This is a genomic window from Streptomyces sp. NPDC091682 (genome assembly GCF_044756625.1).
Taxonomy (GTDB): domain Bacteria; phylum Actinomycetota; class Actinomycetes; order Streptomycetales; family Streptomycetaceae; genus Streptomyces.
This window is the reverse complement of record NZ_JBIVTH010000010.1, coordinates 316,269-337,391: the sequence shown is the minus strand read 5'-3', so window position 1 is coordinate 337,391 and position 21,123 is coordinate 316,269. Positions and strand designations below refer to the sequence as shown.

The 21,123-nt window shown below is 70.2% G+C and carries 16 protein-coding genes and 1 pseudogene; 14 read left to right on the top strand and 3 right to left on the bottom strand.

The window, feature by feature from the left end:
- Nucleotides 1–137: 137 nt before the first annotated feature.
- Entirely contained in the window at nucleotides 138–3,389 is a 3,252-nt protein-coding gene (locus ACIQK6_RS24630) for a tetratricopeptide repeat protein (protein ID WP_402695462.1), read from the bottom strand.
- A 200-nt stretch (nucleotides 3,390–3,589) separates the two neighbouring features.
- On the opposite strand from ACIQK6_RS24630, the gene ACIQK6_RS24625 reads away from it, so the two are divergent.
- Nucleotides 3,590–4,318, top strand: coding sequence for a DUF4344 domain-containing metallopeptidase (locus ACIQK6_RS24625; protein ID WP_329099382.1), 729 nt, complete (start codon nucleotides 3,590–3,592; stop codon nucleotides 4,316–4,318).
- A 106-nt stretch (nucleotides 4,319–4,424) separates the two neighbouring features.
- On the opposite strand, the gene ACIQK6_RS24620 is transcribed toward ACIQK6_RS24625, so the two are convergent.
- Nucleotides 4,425–4,844 carry a PIN domain nuclease gene (locus ACIQK6_RS24620; protein ID WP_329099381.1) on the bottom strand — a complete coding sequence of 140 codons (420 nt, stop codon included), beginning with the start codon at nucleotides 4,842–4,844 and terminating at the stop codon, nucleotides 4,425–4,427.
- Nucleotides 4,844–5,086: a type II toxin-antitoxin system VapB family antitoxin gene (locus ACIQK6_RS24615; protein ID WP_266353134.1), complete on the bottom strand. Its 243-nt coding sequence runs from the start codon at nucleotides 5,084–5,086 to the stop codon at nucleotides 4,844–4,846. Before ACIQK6_RS24615 ends, ACIQK6_RS24620 begins: the two co-directional genes overlap by 1 nt.
- A gap of 186 nt (nucleotides 5,087–5,272) precedes the next feature.
- On the opposite strand from ACIQK6_RS24615, the pseudogene ACIQK6_RS24610 reads away from it, so the two are divergent.
- The 13 genes and pseudogenes from ACIQK6_RS24610 to ACIQK6_RS24550 form a co-directional block, all read left to right on the top strand.
- A pseudogene (locus ACIQK6_RS24610) lies at nucleotides 5,273–6,073 on the top strand (thioredoxin domain-containing protein); the annotation flags it as partial.
- 57 nt (nucleotides 6,074–6,130) lie between these two features.
- Nucleotides 6,131–7,789, top strand: a complete 1,659-nt coding sequence (locus tag ACIQK6_RS24605) for a recombinase family protein (protein WP_402695461.1) — start codon at nucleotides 6,131–6,133, stop codon at nucleotides 7,787–7,789.
- An 804-nt stretch (nucleotides 7,790–8,593) separates the two neighbouring features.
- Nucleotides 8,594–8,857 (top strand): hypothetical protein, encoded by a 264-nt coding sequence (locus ACIQK6_RS24600; RefSeq protein WP_329099379.1) that lies wholly within the window; start codon nucleotides 8,594–8,596, stop codon nucleotides 8,855–8,857.
- Nucleotides 8,838–9,359, top strand: coding sequence for a DUF6879 family protein (locus ACIQK6_RS24595; protein ID WP_329099378.1), 522 nt, complete (start codon nucleotides 8,838–8,840; stop codon nucleotides 9,357–9,359). Before ACIQK6_RS24600 ends, ACIQK6_RS24595 begins: the two co-directional genes overlap by 20 nt.
- A 3-nt stretch (nucleotides 9,360–9,362) precedes the next feature.
- On the top strand, nucleotides 9,363–10,217 hold the full coding sequence (locus tag ACIQK6_RS24590) for a helix-turn-helix domain-containing protein (RefSeq protein ID WP_402695460.1): 855 nt from the start codon (nucleotides 9,363–9,365) through the stop codon (nucleotides 10,215–10,217).
- A gap of 88 nt (nucleotides 10,218–10,305) precedes the next feature.
- Nucleotides 10,306–10,500: a hypothetical protein gene (locus tag ACIQK6_RS24585; RefSeq protein ID WP_329099376.1), complete on the top strand. Its 195-nt coding sequence runs from the start codon at nucleotides 10,306–10,308 to the stop codon at nucleotides 10,498–10,500.
- A complete protein-coding gene (locus ACIQK6_RS24580) occupies nucleotides 10,500–10,757 on the top strand; it encodes a hypothetical protein (RefSeq protein ID WP_329099375.1) in 258 nt (85 codons plus the stop codon). The genes ACIQK6_RS24585 and ACIQK6_RS24580 overlap by 1 nt, the downstream gene beginning before the upstream one ends.
- 90 nt (nucleotides 10,758–10,847) lie before the next feature.
- Nucleotides 10,848–12,911 (top strand): thioredoxin domain-containing protein, encoded by a 2,064-nt coding sequence (locus tag ACIQK6_RS24575; protein ID WP_402695459.1) that lies wholly within the window; start codon nucleotides 10,848–10,850, stop codon nucleotides 12,909–12,911.
- 241 nt (nucleotides 12,912–13,152) lie between these two features.
- Nucleotides 13,153–14,493 carry a glycosyltransferase gene (locus tag ACIQK6_RS24570; RefSeq protein ID WP_329099373.1) on the top strand — a complete coding sequence of 447 codons (1,341 nt, stop codon included), beginning with the start codon at nucleotides 13,153–13,155 and terminating at the stop codon, nucleotides 14,491–14,493.
- Nucleotides 14,490–16,208: an ArnT family glycosyltransferase gene (locus ACIQK6_RS24565; RefSeq protein WP_402695458.1), complete on the top strand. Its 1,719-nt coding sequence runs from the start codon at nucleotides 14,490–14,492 to the stop codon at nucleotides 16,206–16,208. The genes ACIQK6_RS24570 and ACIQK6_RS24565 overlap by 4 nt, the downstream gene beginning before the upstream one ends.
- 6 nt (nucleotides 16,209–16,214) lie before the next feature.
- Nucleotides 16,215–17,384 (top strand): glycosyltransferase, encoded by a 1,170-nt coding sequence (locus tag ACIQK6_RS24560; RefSeq protein WP_402695457.1) that lies wholly within the window; start codon nucleotides 16,215–16,217, stop codon nucleotides 17,382–17,384.
- Between the two features lie 23 nt (nucleotides 17,385–17,407).
- The gene (locus ACIQK6_RS24555; RefSeq protein WP_329099371.1) at nucleotides 17,408–19,852 is read left to right on the top strand and encodes a galactose oxidase-like domain-containing protein; all 2,445 of its coding nucleotides are present in this window, start codon (nucleotides 17,408–17,410) and stop codon (nucleotides 19,850–19,852) included.
- Nucleotides 19,853–20,018: 166 nt separating this feature from the next.
- Nucleotides 20,019–21,122: a M4 family metallopeptidase gene (locus tag ACIQK6_RS24550; RefSeq protein ID WP_402695456.1), complete on the top strand. Its 1,104-nt coding sequence runs from the start codon at nucleotides 20,019–20,021 to the stop codon at nucleotides 21,120–21,122.
- Nucleotide 21,123 lies beyond the last annotated feature (1 nt).

The window sequence follows — 21,123 nt, the reverse complement described above, 5'->3', positions numbered from 1 at the left end:
GCCGTCACCCGCCCGGGAAACCGGCGGGGCGGCGGCGCCCCCCGAGGACCCGGCCGCGCCCGGGCCGCCGCTCCCGACCCTCCGGTCGCCGCCGGCTCCCCCCGGCGGGGACGGCGGCCCGTCGGGACGCGAGCGCGTCAGGCCCGCGGGACCCCCATGACCTCCCGCGAGTGCAGGTTCGGGACCAGGCCGAGCCGCCACGCCTGCCAGCCCTCCGCCGGATCCACCCCCCGGCCCAGGACCACCCCGTAGGTCTCCAGGCAGTCCTCCAGCCGGCCGTCCCGCGCCGGATGCGGCGCCTGCGCCAGGCGCCCCAGCTCCGCCCGCGCCTCCTCCGGCGCCGCCGGCACCGCGTACGGCAGCATCGTGCACCGCAGGAACCGCGCCCAGTCCTCCCCGCGCCGGTCCCCGTACGCGATGAACAGCCGCACCGCCTCCTCGCACAGACCCAGCGCCTGTGACAGCCGGCCGTTGCCCGCGTCGATCACCGCCAGCTCCAGACACGTCCACGCCTCGCCGTGCGCCAGCCCGATCCGCCGGAAGTCCGCCCGCGCGTCCACCAGCAGCTGGCGGGCGAAGCCGGAGTTGCGCAGGTTCCCCGTCTGCGCCGCCCGCTGGTCCCGCGTCACCCGGCCCGAATGGTGGCGGGCGTACGCCAGCCCGTACACGTCCCGCATCCGCGAGAACATCGTCCGCGCCCGCTCCAGCTCCCGTACCGCCTCGTCGCGCTCGCCCCCCACCTCCAGCGCCTGCCCGAGGTAGTACTGCGTCCACGCCTCCCCGCGCGCGTCCTCCGCCTCCCGGTGCCGCGCCAGCGCCTCCCGCAGCCCGTCCACCGCCGGCCCCGGATCCCCGTCCACCACCCGGGCCCGGCCCAACTGCGTCAGCGCCCACGCCTCACCACGGTCGTCGCGGGTCCGTCCGTACAGGTCCAGGGCCAGCCGCAGCTCGACCTCCGCCCGCTCCACGTCCCCGAACCGCAGGTGCACCTGACCCAGCTGGAAGTGCGCCCACGCCTCCCCGTGCACGCTCTCGCTCTCCCGGTGCAGGGCCAAGGAGGTCTCCAGCAGCCGCGCCGCCTCCGCCAACCGCGCCCGGTCCCGCTCCACCGCCGCCAGCGCGTGCAACCCCCACGCCCGGTCACCCGCCAGCTCCGGCGGCTCCTGCAGCACCAGCGCCTCCCGGATGCGGACCGCCGCCTCCGGAAGATTGCCCTGGTGGTGCAAGGTGATCCCGAGCGAGACCAGGGCCATCGCGGCCGCCGCCTCCTGATCGGCCTCCATGTACTGGTCCACCACCGAAGTCAGCGTGGAGCGGGCCTTGTCCAGCTCGCCCAGCTGGCGCGCCGCGATGCCGGTACGCCACTGCACCGACCGCACCAGCCTGCCCTGCTGCCCCTTCAGCCCGTTCTGGCCCGCCGCCACCACCTGCGTCAGCTCATCGATCTCACCCAGCCGGTACAGGTCCCCGCGCAGCAGACAGAAATCGCACAGCGCACCCAACAGATCCAGCACCGCCTGCTGATCCACCCCCTCCGAATGCCGCAGCGCCGCCGTGATGAAGCTCGACTCGTCGTCCAGCCAGCGCAGCGCCGCATCCAGCGAGGTGAAACCGTGCCCACCGACCGGCCCCTTGAGGAAGGTGTTCGCCCGCGTCGACATCTTCCCGTCGACCATCCGGATCACCGAGTCCGCGAGCCGCGCGTAATCGCGGATCAGCCGCTCGTGCGCCGCCGCGGCCTGCGCCCGGTCCTCGTCCGCCGCCGACCGTGCCGCCGCGTACGCCCGCACCGCGTCGTGCATCCGGAACCGCTGGCCGCGCACCCGCTCGATCAGCCCGGCCTCCCACAGCTCCTCCAGCATGCGCAGCGCCGCCGCCTCCGGTACGTCCGCCAGCGCGGCCGCCGCCGCACCGCCCAGCGACGCCCGCCCGGCCAGCGGCAACCGCCGCAGCAGCTGCCGGGCGGGTTCGGCCAGCCGCGCGTCCGCCGCCCGCAGCGCCGCCTCCACCGGGTGCGCCACCTCCCCGCCGGCCAGCGCCCGGCCCCCGCCCGCCAGCGGAGCCAGCAGCCGCAGGGCGAGCGGTAGCCCGCCGCTCAGCTCCACCACCGCGGCCGCGTCCTCCTCCGCCGCGCCCGCCAGCCCCGCCACACCCTCCTGCGGTGCCCGGAGCAGCTCCGCCGCCTCCTGCGGCGCCAACCGCTCCACCGGCAGCTGGTACACCCACGCCGCCAGATCCGCCGGCAGCTCCAACGGCTCCCGCGCCGTCACCAGCACCAGGCTCTCGGAGCGCTCCGGAACCAGCATCCGCACCTGCGCCGCGTCCACCGCATCGTCCAGCAGCACCGTCACCGCAAGCCCCTGGAGGTGTTGGTGGTACAACTCGCCCAGGCGCCGCACCTGCTGCTCCGCCGACGCGCCCTCCCGGAACAGCAACTGCTCGCGGGGCGCTCCCAACCGGTTCATCAGGTGCAGCAGCGCCTCCCGGGTGGCCAGCGGAGCCTCCCCGAACGCCTCCCCGGCCGAACCGCCCCGCAGGTCCACCACGCACGCGCCCCGGAACTGGTCCCGCAGACCGTGCGCCGCCCGCAGCGCCAGCGCCGTACGACCCACCCCCGGCTCACCGTGCAGCACCACCACCACCGGCCGGGTCTCCGTGCTCGCCCGGGCCGCCTGCACCCACTGCGCGATCCGCGTCAGCTCCGACCGCCGCCCCACGAACACCTCCGCCGGAGCCGGCAGCTGCCCGAAGGAATGCTCCAGCGCATTGCGCCGCCGCGCCTCCGCGCTGCGGTCCGTACCCCGCAACCGCGGCGCGGGCCGCGGCGCCGGCCGGGCGACGGCGGGCCGGGCCGCCCGGGCCGCCGCGGCCACCGCACGCTGCTGCTCCAGGAACGGCCGTATCCCGCGCACCTCCAGCGCCGACAGCCACTGCAGCCTCAACTGCTCCGGCCCGCCCGGCCGGCCCCGTTCCCCGGCCCGCCGGTTCGCGGCCGGCAGGTGTAGCGCCGTCACCTTCACCGCGGTCGCCACCGCCCCGGAGATCCCCACCACGGCCCCCGCGGTCAGCGCCGTACCGGCCGCGACCCCCAGCGACAGGTCCGCGCCCACGGCCGTGGCCGCCGCGACCGCCGTCACCAGCAACGCCGTGGAATGGTCGCCCCGCCGGAAGGCCTCGCCGAGCGACTGGTCCCCGGCCGCCGACTCGTCCAGAGCCCGTACGTACGCCTCGTACTCCGGCGCCGCACTCGCGGCGAGCGCGTCCAACGCCTCCCGGCCCCGAGCCAGTAGCGTCGCCCGGTCGATGCCCGTACCCGGCCCCCGCTGCGCCGTGTCGTCCACGGCCCGCTCCAACAGCCGCTCGGCCTCACCGCGATGGCTGTCCCGCATCGGCATCCCCCTCAGAGAGCTCCGGCAACGAGCCCCAAGTGTCCTGCGGGACTCCTCCGAGCGCGAGGGAATCTGAGCTAGTTCAGAGGGAAGTGTGCACTCTCTCCTACAGTCGGGTCGAAATCAGTCAACTGGCATATCCGGAGGGCAATATGACGCTACATCGCTTACGTGCCGCGTTGGTGTCGACCCTGTGCGCGATGACACTGCTGCCGGCGCTGTCCGGATGCGAAACCCCGCCGCCCGCACGGGGCTTCGTACCCCGTCACGAGGAACCGGCCGAAGCCGACCGCGCCAGCGCCGACTTCCTCCAGCGGAGCAAGCTCCTCGAGCTCGTCACCGCCGACCTCAACGCCTACCTCGACGTCCCCGACCCGATCACGGTCGTCGCCCGGTCCTGCGCCGGCGAGGGCAGCGGCTACGACCCCGCGAACCAGCAGATCGAGCTCTGCTACGACGACCTGACGGAGGACCGGAAACTGTTCGAAGAGGCCGACCGCGGCCCGGCGGACGAACCCCTCTCCGAGGTCGTTCGGGAGACCCTCCACCACGAGGCGGGCCACGCCCTCATCGATGCCCTCGACCTCCCCGTGCGCGACCGGGGCAGGGCCGAGGAGGACGCCGCCGACCGCTTCGCCCAGCTGATGCTCCTGCGCGCCCCGGAGGGCGACCACGCCCTGCTGACCGCCGCCCGCGCCTACGACCTCGCGGCCGCGGCCGACCCCGCCCCGGCCCCCGACGACGAACACGCCCCGGACCCGGCCCGCGCGGAATCCCACCGCTGCGCGGCCTACGGCCACGCCCCGGCCCGCCACCCGGACCTCGCGACCCCGGCCCGCGCGAACTGCCCGGCGACCTGGACCGCCACCCACGACACCTGGACCGCGGACCTGACCCCGCTGCTGCGGAAGGGGGCGACGGCCGGGTAGCGAAGCGCACGCCGGGTGTCCGGGTCCTCGTCAGCCAGACGATTGCCGATGCCGGGCCCGCAGGCTCCCCGTAGGCCAGTGGTATCCATGGCGATCTCGGCGCCGTTCAGCGGTCGACGCTGCCCGGCGGCACGACCCATTCGGTGGGTTGGCCGGTGAGTGAGGCGATCATGTCGAAGTCGCCGTCGTAGTGGAGGACGGTCAGCCGGTTCAGTTCCGCTGTGGCGGCGATGAGGAGGTCGGGGAGCGACAGCGCCCGGTGGAACCCCGCGTTGAGAGCGTGGCGCTGCACCTCCAGTGCGCGGGTGAAGGTGTCGTCGCCACTGGAGAGGTAGTCGAAGGCGTGGAGCCAGGTGCTGATTCGTGTCGCCTCGGCGGTGTCCCGGGCCGAGTGGATCATCTCGTACTCGGTGGGTTGGCAGACTGCGAGCAGATAGCGCTCGTGGAGGGGCTTCAGCACCTCCCGCACGCCGGGCTTCGTCCAGCGCGCCAGAGCTGATTTGTCGATCAGGAAGCGGCCCTGCATCAGGCGGCCCGGCCGCCATCGCGCTTCAGGGTGCCGTCGGCGTTGCGGGGGCCGGTGCTCTCGATGATCTCGCTGAAGTCGAAGTCGCCGGCGTCCATGGCGTCGAAGCCCTCTTGCCGAAGGTGCCGTTTGACGGCGTCTTCCATGGCGAGCCGTACGGCCTGGGCCTTTGTCTTGGTGCCGAAGATGCGCATTGCCTCGGCGACCATGGCCTCATCAAGGTCGATGACTGTCCTTGCCATGCCGGCCTCCTCGGTGATCAGATACACCAAACGATATCATCTTTGCTTGAATGGCGATATCGTTTGGGGGTGGGCCGGGTGCGATCCAGTTCACCGCGCAAGCTGCAGCAGGTGCGGACTCGACATGGGTACGGGCTGCCCGGCGCCCTTCGGAGCTGATCCGTTCCCGTGCGGCAGGATGGGCCCATGTCGAACCGCCTCGCGAACGAGACCTCTCCCTACCTCCTCCAGCACGCCGACAACCCCGTCGACTGGTGGCCGTGGTCGCCCGAGGCCTTCGCGGAGGCGCGTGAGCGCGGGGTGCCCGTACACCTCAGCGTCGGGTATTCGAGCTGCCGCTGGTGTCATGTGCTCGCCGGCGAGAGCTTCGAGGACGAACTGACCGCCGCCTACATGAACGAGCACTTCGTCAACATCAAGGTGGACCGCGAGGAACGCCCCGACGTCGACGCCGTTTACATGGAAGCCGTGCAGGCGGCCACCGGGCAGGGAGGGTGGCCCATGACCGTCTTCATGACCGCCGACGCCGAGCCCTTCTACTTCGGGACCTACTTCCCGCCCGAGCCCCGGCAGGGGATGCCCTCCTTCATGCAGGTGCTCGAAGGGGTGCGGACCGCCTGGGTGGGGCGGCCCGAAGAGGTCGCCGAAGTCGCGCAGCGGATCGTACGCGACCTGGCCGGGCGGGAGTTGGACTACGGGAAGGCCGGGACGCCCGGGGCCGAGGAGCTCGCGCGGGCGCTGCTCGGGTTGACGCGGGAGTACGACGCCGTGCACGGCGGATTCGGCGGGGCGCCGAAGTTCCCGCCGTCCATGGTGCTGGAGTTCCTGCTGCGCCACCACGCGCGCACCGGGTCCGAGGGCGCGCTCCAGATGGCCGCGGACACGTGCGAGGCGATGGCGCGCGGCGGGATCTACGACCAGCTCGGAGGCGGGTCCGCACGGTACTCCGTGGATCGGGAGTGGGTAGTTCCGCACTTCGAGAAAGTAGCCGTCTAAGGTCCATTACTTCCGTACCATCTCCCCTGAGAACAGAGGGGGGTTGTGGTGCGCGAGGATCACGCGACGCTGGTTGGGTTGGGGCTCAGCCCTGAGGACCTGGAAGCCCTGGGACTGGACAAGCCCGCGACGGCCGAGCCGTCCGGACTCATGGACGCCTACCTGCGACGAAGCAACAAGAAGGAAGACCTGGCCACGCTGCGGGGGCACTTGCGGGACGTGGTGCGCTGGGCGCAGACGAACGGACTTCAGATCCGGCACGTCTGGTTTGAACAACTCTCGGCTTCCAAGACCTACGTAAGACGCCGGGAGTTCGAGAAGGCCACCCAAGCGATCGTGGACGGTAAGTCCAAGACGCTCGGAGTGTGGAAGACGGACCGCTTCGACCGGCGCGGTATGGGAGCGGTGGGCCGGATGCTCGACGAGTTCGACCGCCGGCAATCCCGGCTCGTCTCCGTTTCCGAAGGGCTGGACTCATCACAGGGTGGCCGCATGGTCTTCGCGATCCTGAGCGAACGCGCCAGGGAGGAAGCGAAGGACATAGCGAAGCGCGTGAAGATCGGCCATGACTCGCACAAGGCGGAAGGCCGAAGGGGAACGGGCAGGCCCCCGTTCGGTCTCTACAGCGCGCCCGGAAGCGGCAAGGTCGAACCCCATCCCGAAGAGTACGACACAGCCCGCAGGCTGGCGGACCTCTTGCTCGACAAGAAGACGACGAAGGACACCGCCCACCAACTCAACGAGGAGGGGTACCGGACCCGAAGCGGTGCCACCTGGTCGCCCACGGCGGTGAGCAAGCTGGCTCAGTCGCCGCTCTTCGCGGGCATGGTTCCGGTCCGGCGGCGCAAGACAGACGAGCACGGCAACCCCTTGGACAGTTGGGAGGGGTACGGCGAGCCTCTGCGCAATGAGAAGGGCGAAGTCATCATGTGCGGCAAGGGGGTCGTGACGCCGGGCGAGTGGTTCAAGATCAAGGCGCTCATTGCCGAGCGGACCGACGAACGGTGGGCGAAGGGGAAGCCGGAAGCGAAGTATCTGGGCACGGGGAGCTACCGATGCGGGCGGCTACGGGACAAGAAAGGCGCGGGGGAACTTGAGTCGTGTGGTGGCTCGATGAGCCACCGTGGCGGGCGCTACCGGTGTGAGGTCCGGCAGACGCGGGGCAAGTCCATCTGCGAGGGAGTGGTGACCCTCGCCGACCGCATCGACCACGCGGTCGGACAGGCCTGGATCCACCACATCACGGCCCTTGAACCTGGTGACCCGGTGGTCATCGAGATAGCCCGCCGGTGGCTCGCCTTCGCAGACCCCGAAACGCAGGCGAAGAAGGACGAGGCTCAGAAGGCCCTTGAGGCCGCCCAGCGGCGCGTGAAGAAGCTCGAAGACGACTTCTACGTGTACGGGAAGATGGACGAGGAGCGCTTCGAGGAGCTGAGCGAAGGGCAGCGCGCCGTTATCGAGAGCACCACCGCGACCCTTGAGGCATTGGACGCGGAGGCAGATCTCTCGCCCCTCACACAGGTCGACACCCTGCGTGAGGCGTGGGAAGCAGCGGATATGGCGGACAAGCGGATGCTCCTGAAGTGCGCCCTTGGGAAGAAGGGCATCACAGTCAAGCCCGCCGCGCGGCAGGGGGACCACACCCCGATTTTGGAACGGCTTGAGTTTGACTGGCTGTCGAAGAAGGACACAACCACCGAGAAGTGAGTTCGACGCACAAGGCTGGACCTTCAGGCCTGGCCTCTTCTTCCTTTCCGGCGGGCAATCTGCTCACCAGTCTCTGAGTGAGGGAGTCTGCGCCCCATGCGAGCGTACTGGGACAGCGCGGATGAGTCCGATGCCTCTCCGCGTGGTGACGAAGTGGCGGAATGACGGTTTGGTTCTGTTCCATGCACAGAACTAAAACACCATCTATAAGAGGTAACCCGGATTCAGGGTCACTTCATCACTTCGTCACCGCTCGCGCTTCCCGCCGCTCAGCCGCTGCCCCGGCTGCCTTGCCCGCCGCGAAGAACGCTCGGACGCATGGGCTGCCCACAGTGTTTGGCGCGAGCCTGCAGGTAGGGGGAGAGCGGCCCGGAAGTTCCCGCGCGTGCCCGCCAGCGATCCCGGCCCCAGCTTGGAAAACGCGCGCTGGGTGTGACGCCTTTTTTGGGCGCTATCCCTTGCTGCGACTGGGAAAGGCCTGATTCGCGCATCGGAGAAAGACGCTCTTTAGGGGGTCGATCAGTCCCGCTAAGCACACCCCAAGCCCCCGATAGCTGCCCCTTGTCGGGTGGTTGTCGGGGGCTTTCGGGGTTTCTGGGGTTCGATTTCAAGGGTGCACGCGGGGCCAGCTGGGGGAGACCTCCGTGTTCCCGAGGGTTTCACCTCGTTGGGCTCGCGGCGGCCTCGTCCCAGGGCGACGGGGCAATCAAGTGCCGGTATCTGAGGCGGTCTTGACGGGCACCTCCTGGTGAGTGAGAGTCATGCAATCGGCGGCAATCCGATCGACGCAGGGAGAGGGCAGCCATGAAGCTCAGGTTCCTCGGGATCATTCCGAACACGCCCGTTGACGACTCGCCCACCATCTGGCTGGACGAGGACACGGGGGATCTGCTGATCCAGTCGTATCGGGCCACCGAGGAGGAGGTGAAGGCATGCCAGGAGATCGGCTCCATCCCCGGTCACAGCACGGACGTGCCGGATCACGAGACGATCATTCGGCTCCCCGCTGTGATGCTGAAGTACATCCCCCGACCGGAGGACGGCAACGGTGAAGTACCCCGTACGTGACGGGATTTCCAAGGCGCGGCGCTCCGCCGTGCACCTGGAGATGCGCGACAGCTACACCCCGGACGATCCGGAGTTCGCCCGTTGGCGCGCCGGCCATCGGTACAACGGCGACCCGGCCAAGCTGCCGGACTGGTGGGGTACGTGGCGTGACCTAGTGGCGGAGACGACAGCGCGCGGAGTCGTCATGCGGCGGGCCCGCATCGTTTCGGAGCCGGTAACGGACTACATCAGGTATGAGCACGACATGACGTTCGCCAACGTCGCAGCGGGTGAGCTGGTCCGCTGGCTGCCCCGGCGTCGTGCCGCTGACGTCCCCTTGCCGGGAACTGACCTGTGGATGTTCGACGGCGAGTCCGTGCTATTCACGTACTTCTCTGGCGTCGGGGAAGTTGTTGACCGCGAGTGGCGGACTGAGCCGGCCGTCTGCGAACTCGTCTCATCCGCATTTGAGTTGGTGTGGCAGCGGGCTACGCCTCACGAGGAGTACAACCCGGTTCAGTGAGTCATGCCCCAATCAGCATCATCTAGCGTCCAGCAAGCCCGGCAGTTCCTTGCCGACCGCCTACGCGAGGTGGTCAAGGATGCCGGGCTTGACGGCAAAGACTTGGCCGCGCTGTGCGGCTGGCACCCCTCCAAGGTGTCTCGGATCTCGACAGCGAAGACGCAGCCCAGCGAGGACGACATTCGCGCGTGGTGCGCAGCTTGCGGCGCTCAGGACCAGACTGAGGACCTGATTGCCTCTCTACGGGCCGTTGAGGGCATGTGGGTGTCCTGGCGTCGGATGGAGCGCACCGGCCTACGACGGGCGCAAGAATCCTTGCGGCCACTGTTCGAGCGCACCCGCTGGTTTCGGGCCTACTCCTCCTGGCTCGTGCCCGGCCTGATCCAGACGTACGGCTACACCGAAGCTGTCTTGCGTGCTGTCCAGCGACGCCGCGTGCCAGTCGATGACGTGGCCGACGCTGTGGCCGTTCGCATGGAACGGCAGCGGGTGCTCACCGAGGGGCAACGCCTTTTTGCTTTCCTGGTGGAGGAGTCCGTGTTGAGGAACGGCTACGGCGACGTCGACACCCAAGCGGAACAGCTAGAGCGCCTTCTCTCCCTCGCTGAAGGCGAGTTGCCCAACGTGACCTTGGGCGTGGTCCCGGCGCAGCTCGGGCGGGCACGTATGCCCGTTGAAGGGTTCTGGATCTACGACAAGGCGCAAGTGAGCGTTGAGCTTGTGTCCGGCTACCTCACGATCACGCAGCCCAGCGAGGTAGCCGCCTACGCCGACACGTTCGCCACGCTGGCCGACATGGCCGTCCACGGCGACAAGGCCCGCGCGCTGCTGGCCAGAGCGCGTGACTCCCTCGTGTAATCAGCACGCAATCACGTGCAATCGGCTGTGAGCCGAGGCGCTGCCGTTCCTAGCGTTGTCGCCAGACGGACGATGCGAAGGGGGCGGCATGAGCGAGCCAAGAACGTATCCGAGTGCCTCAGTGACTTTGCCGCTGAGGCTGGGCCCGGACCCTGCCCCCGTGCCGGGGTGCGCTGGGTGCACGGAGCTGGCCAACGTTCGTGATCGGGCGCGTGCCGGGGGCGACCTGACGACCGTGACCGACTGCAACGTTTACTTGCGGCGGCACCCCGAGGGGCACTGATGGCTCGCACAGTCATGCGCTACGTGGACCACACCATCAGACACGTGCCGGACGGCGGGATCACCGCACAGCTCTTCTGCATGGCCGTGGGATGCGGCGAAGATTCCGGCCCTCAGGGTGTTCCGGATGACGCTCAGGACTGGGCCTTGCGGCACACGGGCCGGACCGGTCACGGTCTGTTCCGGCGCGAGTACACCGACCATGCGCGCGTGAACCGCGCCGACCAAGACCCCGGCCCGCAGAGCGACGGTGAGTAAGACAGCTCAGCGGGTCGGCACCGGCCCCGGTCGTGTGCTGCCCCTGTGGCGCATGGGCGGGGCGGAGGTGGTGTGCGCAAGGATGGGGGTATGCCGAACCGACTTGCGCAGGCCACATCCCCGTACCTCCTCCAGCACGCGGACAACCCCGTCGACTGGTGGCCATGGGAGGCCGGCGCGTTCGAAGAAGCCCGGCGGCGCAACGTCCCCGTGTTCCTGAGCGTCGGCTACAGCGCGTGCCACTGGTGCCATGTCATGGCGCACGAGTCCTTTGAGGACGACGCCGCCGCCGCGTACATGAACGAGCACTTCGTATCCGTCAAGGTGGACCGTGAAGAGCGGCCCGACGTGGACGCCGTCTATATGGAGGCAGTGCAGGCCGCCACGGGACAGGGCGGCTGGCCCATGTCCGTCTTCATGACGCCGGACGGGGAGCCGTTCTACTTCGGCACGTACTTCCCGCCGGAGCCCCGCCATGGGATGCCGTCCTTCCGGCAGGTACTCGAAGGCGTCCACAGCGCGTGGACGAGTCGGCGCGACGAGGTGGGCGAAGTCGCCGCGAAGATCACCAGGGACCTCGCCGGGCGGGAGCTGAGCATCGAGTCCGCAGGGTTGCCTACCAACGAGACTCAGGCCCTGGCGCTCCTCCAGCTGACCCGGGACATCGAGCCCGCGAGCGGCTGGTTCAAGGGAGACACCAAGTTTCCGCCGTCGATGGTGGTCGAGTTCCTGCTGCGGCACCACGCGCGTGCCGGCTCCGTGGCAGCGCTGGAGATGGCCGAGGGGCTGTGCGGCGCGATGGCTCGTTCGAGCCTGTACGACCAGGTGGGAGGCGGGTTCCACCGGTACGTACTCACGCCTCGCCCGGATGGACCTTTGGTCCCGCACTTCGAAAAGATGCTCTACGACAACGCGCTGCTCTGCCGGGTGTACGCGCACCTGTGGCGCGCAACCGGGTCCGAGCTCGCGCGCCGGGTCGCGCTCGAGACCGCCGACTTCATGGTCCGGGAGCTGCGCACCGACCAGGGCGGCTTCGCCTCCGCGCTCGACGCCGACAGCGAGGATCCGCTGACCGGGGAGCACGTGGAGGGGGCCTACTACGCCTGGACGCCCGCCCAGTTGCGCGAGGTGCTGGGGGAGGGCGACGGGGATCTGGCCGCCCTGTACTTCGGGGTGACCGAGGAGGGGACCTTCGAGCACGGGACCTCCGTGCTGCAGCTGCCCCAGGACGGGCCCGCGGTGGAGGCGGACAGGCTCGCCGGGATCAAGGAGCGGTTGCTGGCCGCGCGGGTCCGGCGGCCCGCGCCCGGGCGGGACGACAAGATCGTCGCCGCGTGGAACGGGCTGGCGATCGCCGCGCTCGCCGAGTGCGGGGCGTACTTCGAGCGGCCCGACCTGGTGGAGCGGGCGACCGAGGCGGCCGATCTGCTGGTGCGCGTGCACCTGGATGGCCGGGCGCGGCTGTCGCGCACGAGCAAGGACGGGCAGGTCGGCAGCAACGACGGGGTGCTGGAGGACTACGGCGACGTGGCGGAGGGCTTCCTCGCGCTGGCGTCCGTGACCGGCGAGGGGGTCTGGCTGGAGTTCGCCGGGTTCCTCGTGGACCTGGTCCTGGACCGGTTCACCGCCGAGGACGGGTCGCTGTACGACACGGCGCACGACGCGGAGAAGCTCATCCGCAGGCCGCAGGATCCGACGGACACGGCCGCCCCGTCGGGGTGGACGGCCGCCGCGGGCGCGTTGCTCTCGTACGCGGCGCACACGGGATCGGAGGCGCACCGTACGGCGGCGGAGCGGGCGCTGGGGGTGGTGCAGGCGCTCGGGCCGCGGGTGCCGCGCTTCATCGGGCACGGGCTGTCGGTGGCCGAGGCGCTCCTCGACGGGCCGCGCGAGGTGGCGGTCGTCGGCCATCCGGAGGACCCTGCGCTGGCGCTGTTGCACCGGACCGCGTTGCTGGGGACGGCTCCCGGGGCAGTGGTGGCGGTCGGCCTGCCGGGTGCGGCGGACGGTGATGGCGGCGAGTTCCCCCTTCTTGCCGAGCGCACACTCGTGCGCGACCTCCCGACGGCGTATGTGTGTCGACATTTCGTCTGCGCGCGGCCTACGACGGATCCGGTCGAGCTGGCCGAGCAGTTGGGTGCGATTTGCCCCTGAAGCTGCCGGAGTACCGTCAATTCCGGTTGCACACACATGAGTTGAGAAACGTGCTTTTTATCTGCGATGCGGCTGAGTGTCATGTTCACTGCCTAATCTCTTAGCTTCGGGAGTTACCGAGACTGCGCACTGGGGGGTGCGCGCAAGGGGGAAGCGGGGGCGGCGGGCCGGGGGGCCCGCCGTGCGCCCCCGGGGGGTTTGCTGATCGCCGCCGGGGGGCGGCGGGTCTGTGGGGGACCTTTTGTACACATCTGTGTTCATCGCTGTGATTTCCCTGGCGCTCTTCTGGATGGCCGCCTTCACGCTCTGGTGGCAGATGCACGCGTGGCGGACCCCCGAGGTGCTCGCCTCCACGCGGTTCGACCGCCCCGACGGGGAGGGCCGCCTCGCCTTCTCGCTGTTGCTCCCCGCCCGGCACGAGCAGGCGGTCCTGGAGCACACCATCGACCGGCTGTTGGAGTCGAGCCACACCGACTACGAGATCATCGTGATCGTCGGACACGACGACCCCGGGACGGCCGCCGTCGCCGAACGGGCGGCCGCCCGCGCGCCGGCCCGCGTCCGCGTGGTGGTCGACCACCACGAAACGAAGAACAAGCCGAAGGCCCTCAACACCGCCCTCCCGTCCTGCCGCGGTGACATCGTCGGAGTCTTCGACGCCGAGGACCAGGTCCACCCCGAGCTGCTCGCCCACGTCGACCACGCCTTCCGCTCCACCGGCGCAGACGTGGTCCAGGGCGGGGTCCAGCTCATCAACTTCCACTCCAGCTGGTACAGCCTGCGCAACTGCCTGGAGTACTTCTTCTGGTTCCGCTCCCGGCTGCACCTGCACGCCGAGAAGGGCTTCATCCCGCTCGGCGGCAACACCGTCTTCGTACGTACCGAGGTGCTGCGCGAGGCCGGCGGCTGGGACCAGAACTGCCTCGCCGAGGACTGCGACCTCGGGGTACGGCTGTCGTCGGTCGGCAAGAAGGTGGTCGTCGCCTACGACTCCGACATGGTCACCCGCGAGGAGACGCCCGGCTCGCTGGTGAGCCTGCTCAAGCAGCGCACCCGCTGGAACCAGGGGTTCCTCCAGGTGTACCGGAAGAAGGACTGGCAGCAGCTGCCCGGGCGCGGCCAGCGCTGGCTGGCCCGGTACACGCTGATGACGCCCTTCATGCAGGCCGCGTCCGGAGTGATCATTCCGCTCAACTTCGCCGTCGCGGTCCTCCTCGACGTGCCCGTCGGCATCGCGATCATCACCTTCCTCCCCATGATCACGGCGTTGGTGACCTTCGTGTTCGAGATCGTCGGCCTGCACGACTTCGGCCGCCAGTACGGTCTGCGCGTCCGACTCGTGCACTACGTCAAGCTCGTCGTCGGCGGCCCGTTCTACCAGGTGATGCTCGCGGGTGCCGCGATCCGTGCGGTCTGGCGCGAGCAGCGCGGCCGCAACGAGTGGGAGCTCACCAGCCACACCGGCGCCCATCTGACGGCGACCGGCACCGCGCCGGCCACCGCGCCCGCGCCCGTCCCCGTCACCGCCGCATCCGGTGTCGTCTCCGCTTCCACCGCGATCCGAGAGGACAGCCGCCAGTGACCGCCATCCTGCCCACGGCCACTGATCCCCAGCCCGAGACCGAGCCCGAGACCGAGACCGGGACCGAGCCCGAGACCGGGACCGGGACCGGGACCCGTACCGGCCCGGCCCGGCGGTCGCCCGCCGGCGGCCTCGGGGTGCGCCCGGCCGCGCCCGCCCGGCCGCTCGTGCGCTTCCGCTCCTCCCGCCCCGACCTGCTGCTGTGCGGCGCCCTGGTGCTGGTGATCGTGCTGGTCCAGGGCTGGAACATCACGAACTTCCCGACCCTGAGCGACGACGAGGGCACCTACCTCGCGCAGGCCTGGGCCGTCCAGCAGGGCGACGGCCTCGCCCACTACACGTACTGGTACGACCATCCGCCGCTCGGCTGGATCCAGGTCGCGGGCCTGACGTACCTGCCGTCGCTGTTCGTGCCCGACTGGATGACCGTCGCGCCGATGCGGTTCTCTATGCTCGCCGTCTCCGCCACCAGCTCCGTGCTGCTGTACGTCCTGGCGCGCCGGCTGTGGCTGCCGCGCTGGGCGGCCGGGCTCGCGACGGCCCTCTTCGGGCTGTCGCCGCTCTCCGTGGTCCTCCAGCGGGAGATCTTCCTCGACAACCTCGCCGTGATGTGGATGCTGCTGGCCTTCTGCCTCGCCGCGTCCCCGAGCCGCCACCTGTGGCACCACTTCGGCTCCGGATTGGCGGCCGCCACCGCCGTCCTCACCAAGGAGACGATGCTGGTGGTGCTCCCGGCGCTGTTGGTGACGATGTGGCGCCACAGTCACCGCGACACCCGCAAGTTCGCGGTCACCGGAGCGATCACCGCCTGCGCGCTGATCGGGCTGTCGTACCCGTTGTACGCCCTGCTCAACGGCGAACTGCTGCCCGGCTCCGGGCACGTGTCGCTCATCGACGGCATCACCTACCAGATGGGTCGCGAGGGCTCCGGCTTCATCCTCACGCCCGGCTCCGGCTCGAACGGCGTGTTCCGCTCCTGGCTGTACTACGACACCGTCCTGCCGCTCGGCGGGCTGGCCGGCGCCGTCCTGCTGCTGGCCACCGTCCGGTGGTCGGTCACCGCCCGCGCGCTGGCCGGCCCCGCGCTCGCCGCCGTGATCCTCGCCGCCGTGGCGATGCGGCCCTCCGGCTACCTGCCTGCGATGTACGTGATCCAGGCGCTGCCCTTCCTCGCGCTGGTCCTGGCCGGGGGCGCGGCCAGCACCACGCACGCCGTGCTGCGCCGCCGCCGCGGCCCCGGGGAGCGCAGGCCGCTGGTACGGGCGCGCTGGGCCCTGCTCGGCGTGCTCGCCGCGTCGGCCGCGGTGTACGTGCTGCCGCGCTGGTACGACGGCAACCGCACCGCGCTGACGGTGGACGCGAACGCCCCGTACCGGCAGGCCGCGGCCTGGCTCGGCAGGGAGGTCGCCGATCCGGCGAACACGCGGGTGCTGCTGGACGACGCGCTCTGGCTGGACGCGGTGCACCACGGCTTCGAGCCCGGCCCCGGCGCGATCTGGTTCTACAAGGCGGACCTCGACCCGGCCGTCACCAAGACCCTGCCGCGGGGCTGGCAGGACATCGACTACGTGGTCTCCTCGCCCACCGTGCGCCGCGACGCGGTGAACCTGCCCCACGTGAAGGCGGCGCTGGAGCATTCGGCGGTGGTGGCGACCTTCGGGTCGGGCGAGGACCGCATCGAGATACGCCGGACCGACCGTACGAGCGGGAGCTGAGCGCGCATGAGCGAGGACCTGGGGCCCCTCCGTGCCCCGATCGATGCGGACCTCACCCTTCCGCAGGCGGTGACCGGCAGCGTCACCCTCATCATCCCGACCTTCAACGAGGCGGGGAACATCGCCGAGTTGCTGCGCCGGCTCGGTGACGCCCTGCCCGATCCCGCAGACCTGTCCTGCGAGGTGCTGTTCGTGGACGACTCCACGGACGACACCCCGGCCGTCATCGAGAAGTCCGCCGCCGACCACCCCTTCCCGGTGTCCGTCCTGCACCGGGAGACGGCCGACGGCGGGCTCGGCGGCGCCGTAGTCGAAGGGGTCAAGCGCGCGGACACCGACTGGATCGTCGTCATGGACGCCGATCTCCAGCACCCGCCGCACCTGGTCCCCGAGCTCGTCGGCGAGGGCGTGCGCACCGGCGCAGACCTCGTCGTCGCCTCCCGCTACATCAGCGGCGGCAGCCGGGCCGGGCTCGCCGGGAGCTACCGCATCGCCGTCTCCCGCGCCGCGACCTGGCTGACCAAGGGGCTCTTCCCGCGCGCGCTGCGCGGGATCAGCGACCCGATGAGCGGCTTCTTCGCGATGCGCCGCTCCGTCGTCACCGCGGAGGCCCTGAAACCGCTGGGCTACAAGATCCTGCTGGAGCTGGCGGTGCGCTGCCGCCCCGGCAAGGTCGCCGAGGTGCCGTTCGTCTTCCAGGACCGCTACGCGGGGGAGTCGAAGTCCACCGCCCGCGAGGGCATGCGCTTCCTCGCCCACCTCGCCTCGCTGCGCTCGGCCGCCCCGCTGGCCCGCATGATCGGCTTCGGGCTGATCGGGCTCTCCGGCTTCGCCCCGAACCTGGCCGCGCTCTGGCTGCTGACCCGCGCGGGGATGCACTACCTGCCGGCCGAGATCGTCGCCAACCAGGCGGGGGTCCTGTGGAACTTCCTGCTCATCGAGACCCTGCTCTTCCGCGATCGGCGCCGGCACCGCCACTGGGCCGACCGGGTTGGACGCTTCGCGCTGCTCGCCAACGCCGATCTGCTGCTGCGCATCCCGCTGATCGCGGTGTTCGTCGCCGAGCTCGGGATGGAGGTGCTGCCCGCCACCGCCCTCGCGCTGGTGACCACCTTCGTCCTGCGGTTCGCGGCCACCGAGGCCCTCGTCTACCTACCTCGCCACAACAGGAGTTGAGCCGCACAGAAAGGAACCTTTCGATGCGTCTGACGATCCGTCGGAGGGCAGGGCGGCGGGCCGCCCTGCTCGCCGTCGGGGCGATGACCGCGAGCCTGCTGCTCACCGCACCGCAGCAAGCCACGGCCGGTCCGCCCAATCTGCTCTCCAATCCCGGTTTCGAGACCGCCGGATCCGCCGGCTCCGACATGCCGTCCTGCTGGTCGAAGTCCGGCTGGGGCGACAACGACTTCACCTTCTCCACCGTCGCCGACGCGCACGGCGGCACCAAGGCGATGAAGGTTTCGCTCACCCGCCGCGTGGACGGCGACCGCAAGGCGCTGGTCACGGAGAACAGCACCTGCGCCCCGACCGTCACGCCGGGCAAGCAGTACGACCTGTCCGCCTGGTACAAGTCGAACACCCCGGACGTGTCGGTGACCGTGTTCCGCCGCGACACGACGGCGGGTTGGCAGTACTGGACCGACCTGCAGAACCCGCCCGTCAGCGCGGCCTGGGCGCGTACGGAGGTCCGCACACCGGCCGTTCCACCGAACACCGACAAGATCGCGTGGGGCCTGTCGGTCTACGGGGTGGGCACGCTCACCACCGACGACTACGCATTGGAGGAGGTGGGCGCCGTCCCGCCGCAGCCGTCCTGTTCGGGGACCGCGGAGGAGTGCGCCAAGGGCAAGTGGCAGGTGATCCCGGCGCAGAACCCGGTGCGTTCGATGCACGCGGTCGTCCTGAACGGGGGCACCTCCCAGGCCGGAGGCTCTGGGGGCGGCAAGGTGCTGCTGATCGCGGGCTCGGGCAACGACATCGCCCAGTTCAACGCGGGCACCTTCACCTCGGCCGTCTACGACCCGGCGAACGGGTCCTTCAAGACGATCCCGACCCCCGTCGACATGTTCTGCGCGGGCCACGTGCAGCTGGCGGACGGCCGGGTGTTGGTGATGAGCGGCAACAAGGGGTACCCGTCGGCCGACGGGTCGATCGGCTACCAGGGACTGAAGGACTCGTACACCTTCGACCCGACCACTGAGAAGTACACGAGGACGAACGACATGAACGGCGGGCACTGGTACCCGTCGGCGACGATCCTCGGCAACGGTGACGTGATCTCCTTCGGCGGGCTGAAGGAGGACTCCACGGGCAACGTGACGGCGGAGAAGTTCTCGGCGGCGCAGAACAAGTGGCTGCCGATGAACCAGGTCAACCAGACCTGGTCGTACTGGGGTCTGTACCCGTCGATGATCCTGATGCAGGACGGGCGGCTCTTCTACTCGGGCAGCCACACCTTCGGCAACGGCACCCCGGGCACCGGGGCCTCGATCTACGACTACGACGCCAACACCATCACCGACGTGCCGGGCCTGCGGAACAAGGACGAGCGGGACGAGTCGGCGAGCGTGCTGCTGCCCCCGGCCCAGGACCAGCGGGTGTTGACCATCGGCGGCGGCAACAACGAGCGCAATCCGGCGGCCAACCGGCTCACCGACATCATCGACCTCAAGCAGCCCAGTCCCGCCTACACGGCCGGCCCGCCGATCCCGCAGGGCCTGGTCGACCAGGGCCAGGGCAAGCGTCCCCAGACCGGCGCCGAGGGCAAGATGTTCGTGTCGGCGGTGCTGCTGCCGGACGGCAAGGTCCTGGAGACCGGCGGCGGACTGCACGACCGGGCCGACCCCGTCTTCGAGGCCTCCTTCTTCGACCCGACGACCAGCACCTACCAGGCGGGTCTGGCCACCGACCCGATCCCGCGGACCTACCACTCGGCGTCGTTCCTGATGCCGGACGGCCGGGTCATGTCGGTCGGCGACAACCCGGGCAACGGGACGTACAACCACAACGTGTCGATCTACACCCCGCCCTACCTCTTCAAGGGCGCCCGCCCGCAGATCACCTCGGTGATCGACACGCAGTGGGTGTACGGGGACACGCAGCGGATCACCGTCAACCGGCCGGTCGCGAAGGCGGAGCTGATCCGTCCGGCGGCGGTCACCCACTCCTCGGACCCGAACCAGCGGTTCGTGGACCTGCCCATGACCGTCGACGGGACCACCATCGACCTGAACGTCACCAGCAACCCCAACCTGGCGCCGCCTGGCTGGTACATGCTCTTCGCGGTCGACGCGAACGGCATCCCGTCGATCGCGACCTGGGTGCACCTCGGCGGCCCGTCCGCGCTGGCGGCCGCCCAGGAGCAGCCCGCCGCGCACGTGCACGCCTTCGCCGACCGGCTGGGTCCCGCCAAGGACAACCCGGCGAAGCGGGACTCCGCCCCGGTCGCACCGAGTGCGGCCGGCTGCGACCGGCACTACGGCACGGCCAACGTGTGCGTACCGACCCGCTTCCCGGCCGAGGTGCGGGCGACGACGAAGGCCCGCTGCGCCTGGTTGGCCTCCCACCAGTACCCGAAGCGCCTCAAGGTCAACGGCAGCGATCCGCTGCGCCTGGACCCCGACCACGACGGCCACGCCTGCTAGGCCCCGTCGTCGAAGTCCCGGGGGCCCGAGAAGGACGGGGCCCGGCCGCGCACGGCGGCCGGGCCCCGACATACAGGGCTGTTCGGCCCAATCGGGCGGGGCGTGCGGGTGAGATTCCGGGGCGATGCGTGACCCCGGCAGTCCGGGGGCGCCACCTTCGTTCGCTGTGGACACCACTCATACCCCCGTCAGCGGGGAACACAGGGCACCGGAATCCGAGCGCTGCGTCTGCGGCATCCTGCCCCCCTTCGTGCTCGAGCGACTGACCGAAGACGACGACCCCAGGGTCCGCGAGGCCGCCGAGAAGACCCTCTCGATCGACGCCGAGCTCCGACAGAAGCGAAAGGAAGCGCCCAGAGAGGTGGAGGGGGCCGTGCCGACGGGCGCGGCCGTCCTCCAGCGGACGGTCTTCGACACGCACAACACCATGCAACTGCCCGGCGATCAGGTCAGGGCCGAGGGGGAAGACCCGGTGTCGGACGGCACGGTCAACCGGGCCTACAACATCCTCGGCCTCACCTTCACCTTCTTCGAGGAGGCGTACGGCCGTCGTTCGATCGACGACGCCAACCTGCCGCTGGACGCGACCGTCCACTACCGCCGCAAGTACAACAACGCCCTCTGGGACGGCCAATCCATGATCTTCGGTGACGGAGACGGCTTGGTCTGGAACGACTTCACGCTCGATCCCGCCGTCATCGCCCACGAGATGACCCACGGAATCACGCAGTTCACCGCGGACCTGGTCTACGAGGACCAGTCCGGCGCCCTCAACGAGTCGGTCTCCGACGTCTTCGGCAGCCTGGTCAAGCAGTTCGCCCGTGGCCAGACCGCGGAGGAGGCCGACTGGCTGATCGGTGCCGGCCTCTTCACCCCCCTGGTGCGGGGGCAGGCCCTGCGCTCGATGAGGGCGCCCGGTACCGCCTTCACCGACGACCGCGTCTGGCGGGGCGGGGATCCGCAGCCGGCCCACATGGACGGGTTCGTGGAGACCGACCTCGATGGGGGCGGCGTCCACATCAACTCCGGTATCCCGAACCACGCCTTCTACCTGATCGCGACCGAGATCGGGGGCTTCGCCTGGGAGCGGGCGGGGCAGATCTGGTACGACACCCTCACCTCCGGCGAGCTCCCCCGGCGCGCCACCTTCCGGCAGTTCGCCCAGGCCACGACCGAGGCCACGAAGAAGCGGTTCGGGCAGGGGCTGGAACTGGAGGCGGTCCTCAAGGCGTGGGCCCACGTCGGCGTGAACGGCAACAACCATGGCTGAT

Bases quoted from the DNA above. Each gene is read 5' to 3' on its own strand.
- ACIQK6_RS24625 (WP_329099382.1), top strand. From the start codon at position 3,590: ATGACACTGCTGCCGGCGCTGTCCGGATGCGAAACCCCGCCGCCCGCA.
- ACIQK6_RS24580 (WP_329099375.1), top strand. From the start codon at position 10,500: ATGGCTCGCACAGTCATGCGCTACGTGGACCACACCATCAGACACGTG.
- ACIQK6_RS24560 (WP_402695457.1), top strand. From the start codon at position 16,215: ATGAGCGAGGACCTGGGGCCCCTCCGTGCCCCGATCGATGCGGACCTC.
- ACIQK6_RS24600 (WP_329099379.1), top strand. From the start codon at position 8,594: ATGAAGCTCAGGTTCCTCGGGATCATTCCGAACACGCCCGTTGACGAC.
- ACIQK6_RS24585 (WP_329099376.1), top strand. From the start codon at position 10,306: ATGAGCGAGCCAAGAACGTATCCGAGTGCCTCAGTGACTTTGCCGCTG.
- ACIQK6_RS24620 (WP_329099381.1), bottom strand. From the start codon at position 4,844: ATGCAGGGCCGCTTCCTGATCGACAAATCAGCTCTGGCGCGCTGGACG.
- ACIQK6_RS24555 (WP_329099371.1), top strand. From the start codon at position 17,408: ATGCGTCTGACGATCCGTCGGAGGGCAGGGCGGCGGGCCGCCCTGCTC.
- ACIQK6_RS24590 (WP_402695460.1), top strand. From the start codon at position 9,363: ATGCCCCAATCAGCATCATCTAGCGTCCAGCAAGCCCGGCAGTTCCTT.
- ACIQK6_RS24615 (WP_266353134.1), bottom strand. From the start codon at position 5,086: ATGGCAAGGACAGTCATCGACCTTGATGAGGCCATGGTCGCCGAGGCA.
- ACIQK6_RS24630 (WP_402695462.1), bottom strand. From the start codon at position 3,389: ATGCGGGACAGCCATCGCGGTGAGGCCGAGCGGCTGTTGGAGCGGGCC.
- ACIQK6_RS24575 (WP_402695459.1), top strand. From the start codon at position 10,848: ATGCCGAACCGACTTGCGCAGGCCACATCCCCGTACCTCCTCCAGCAC.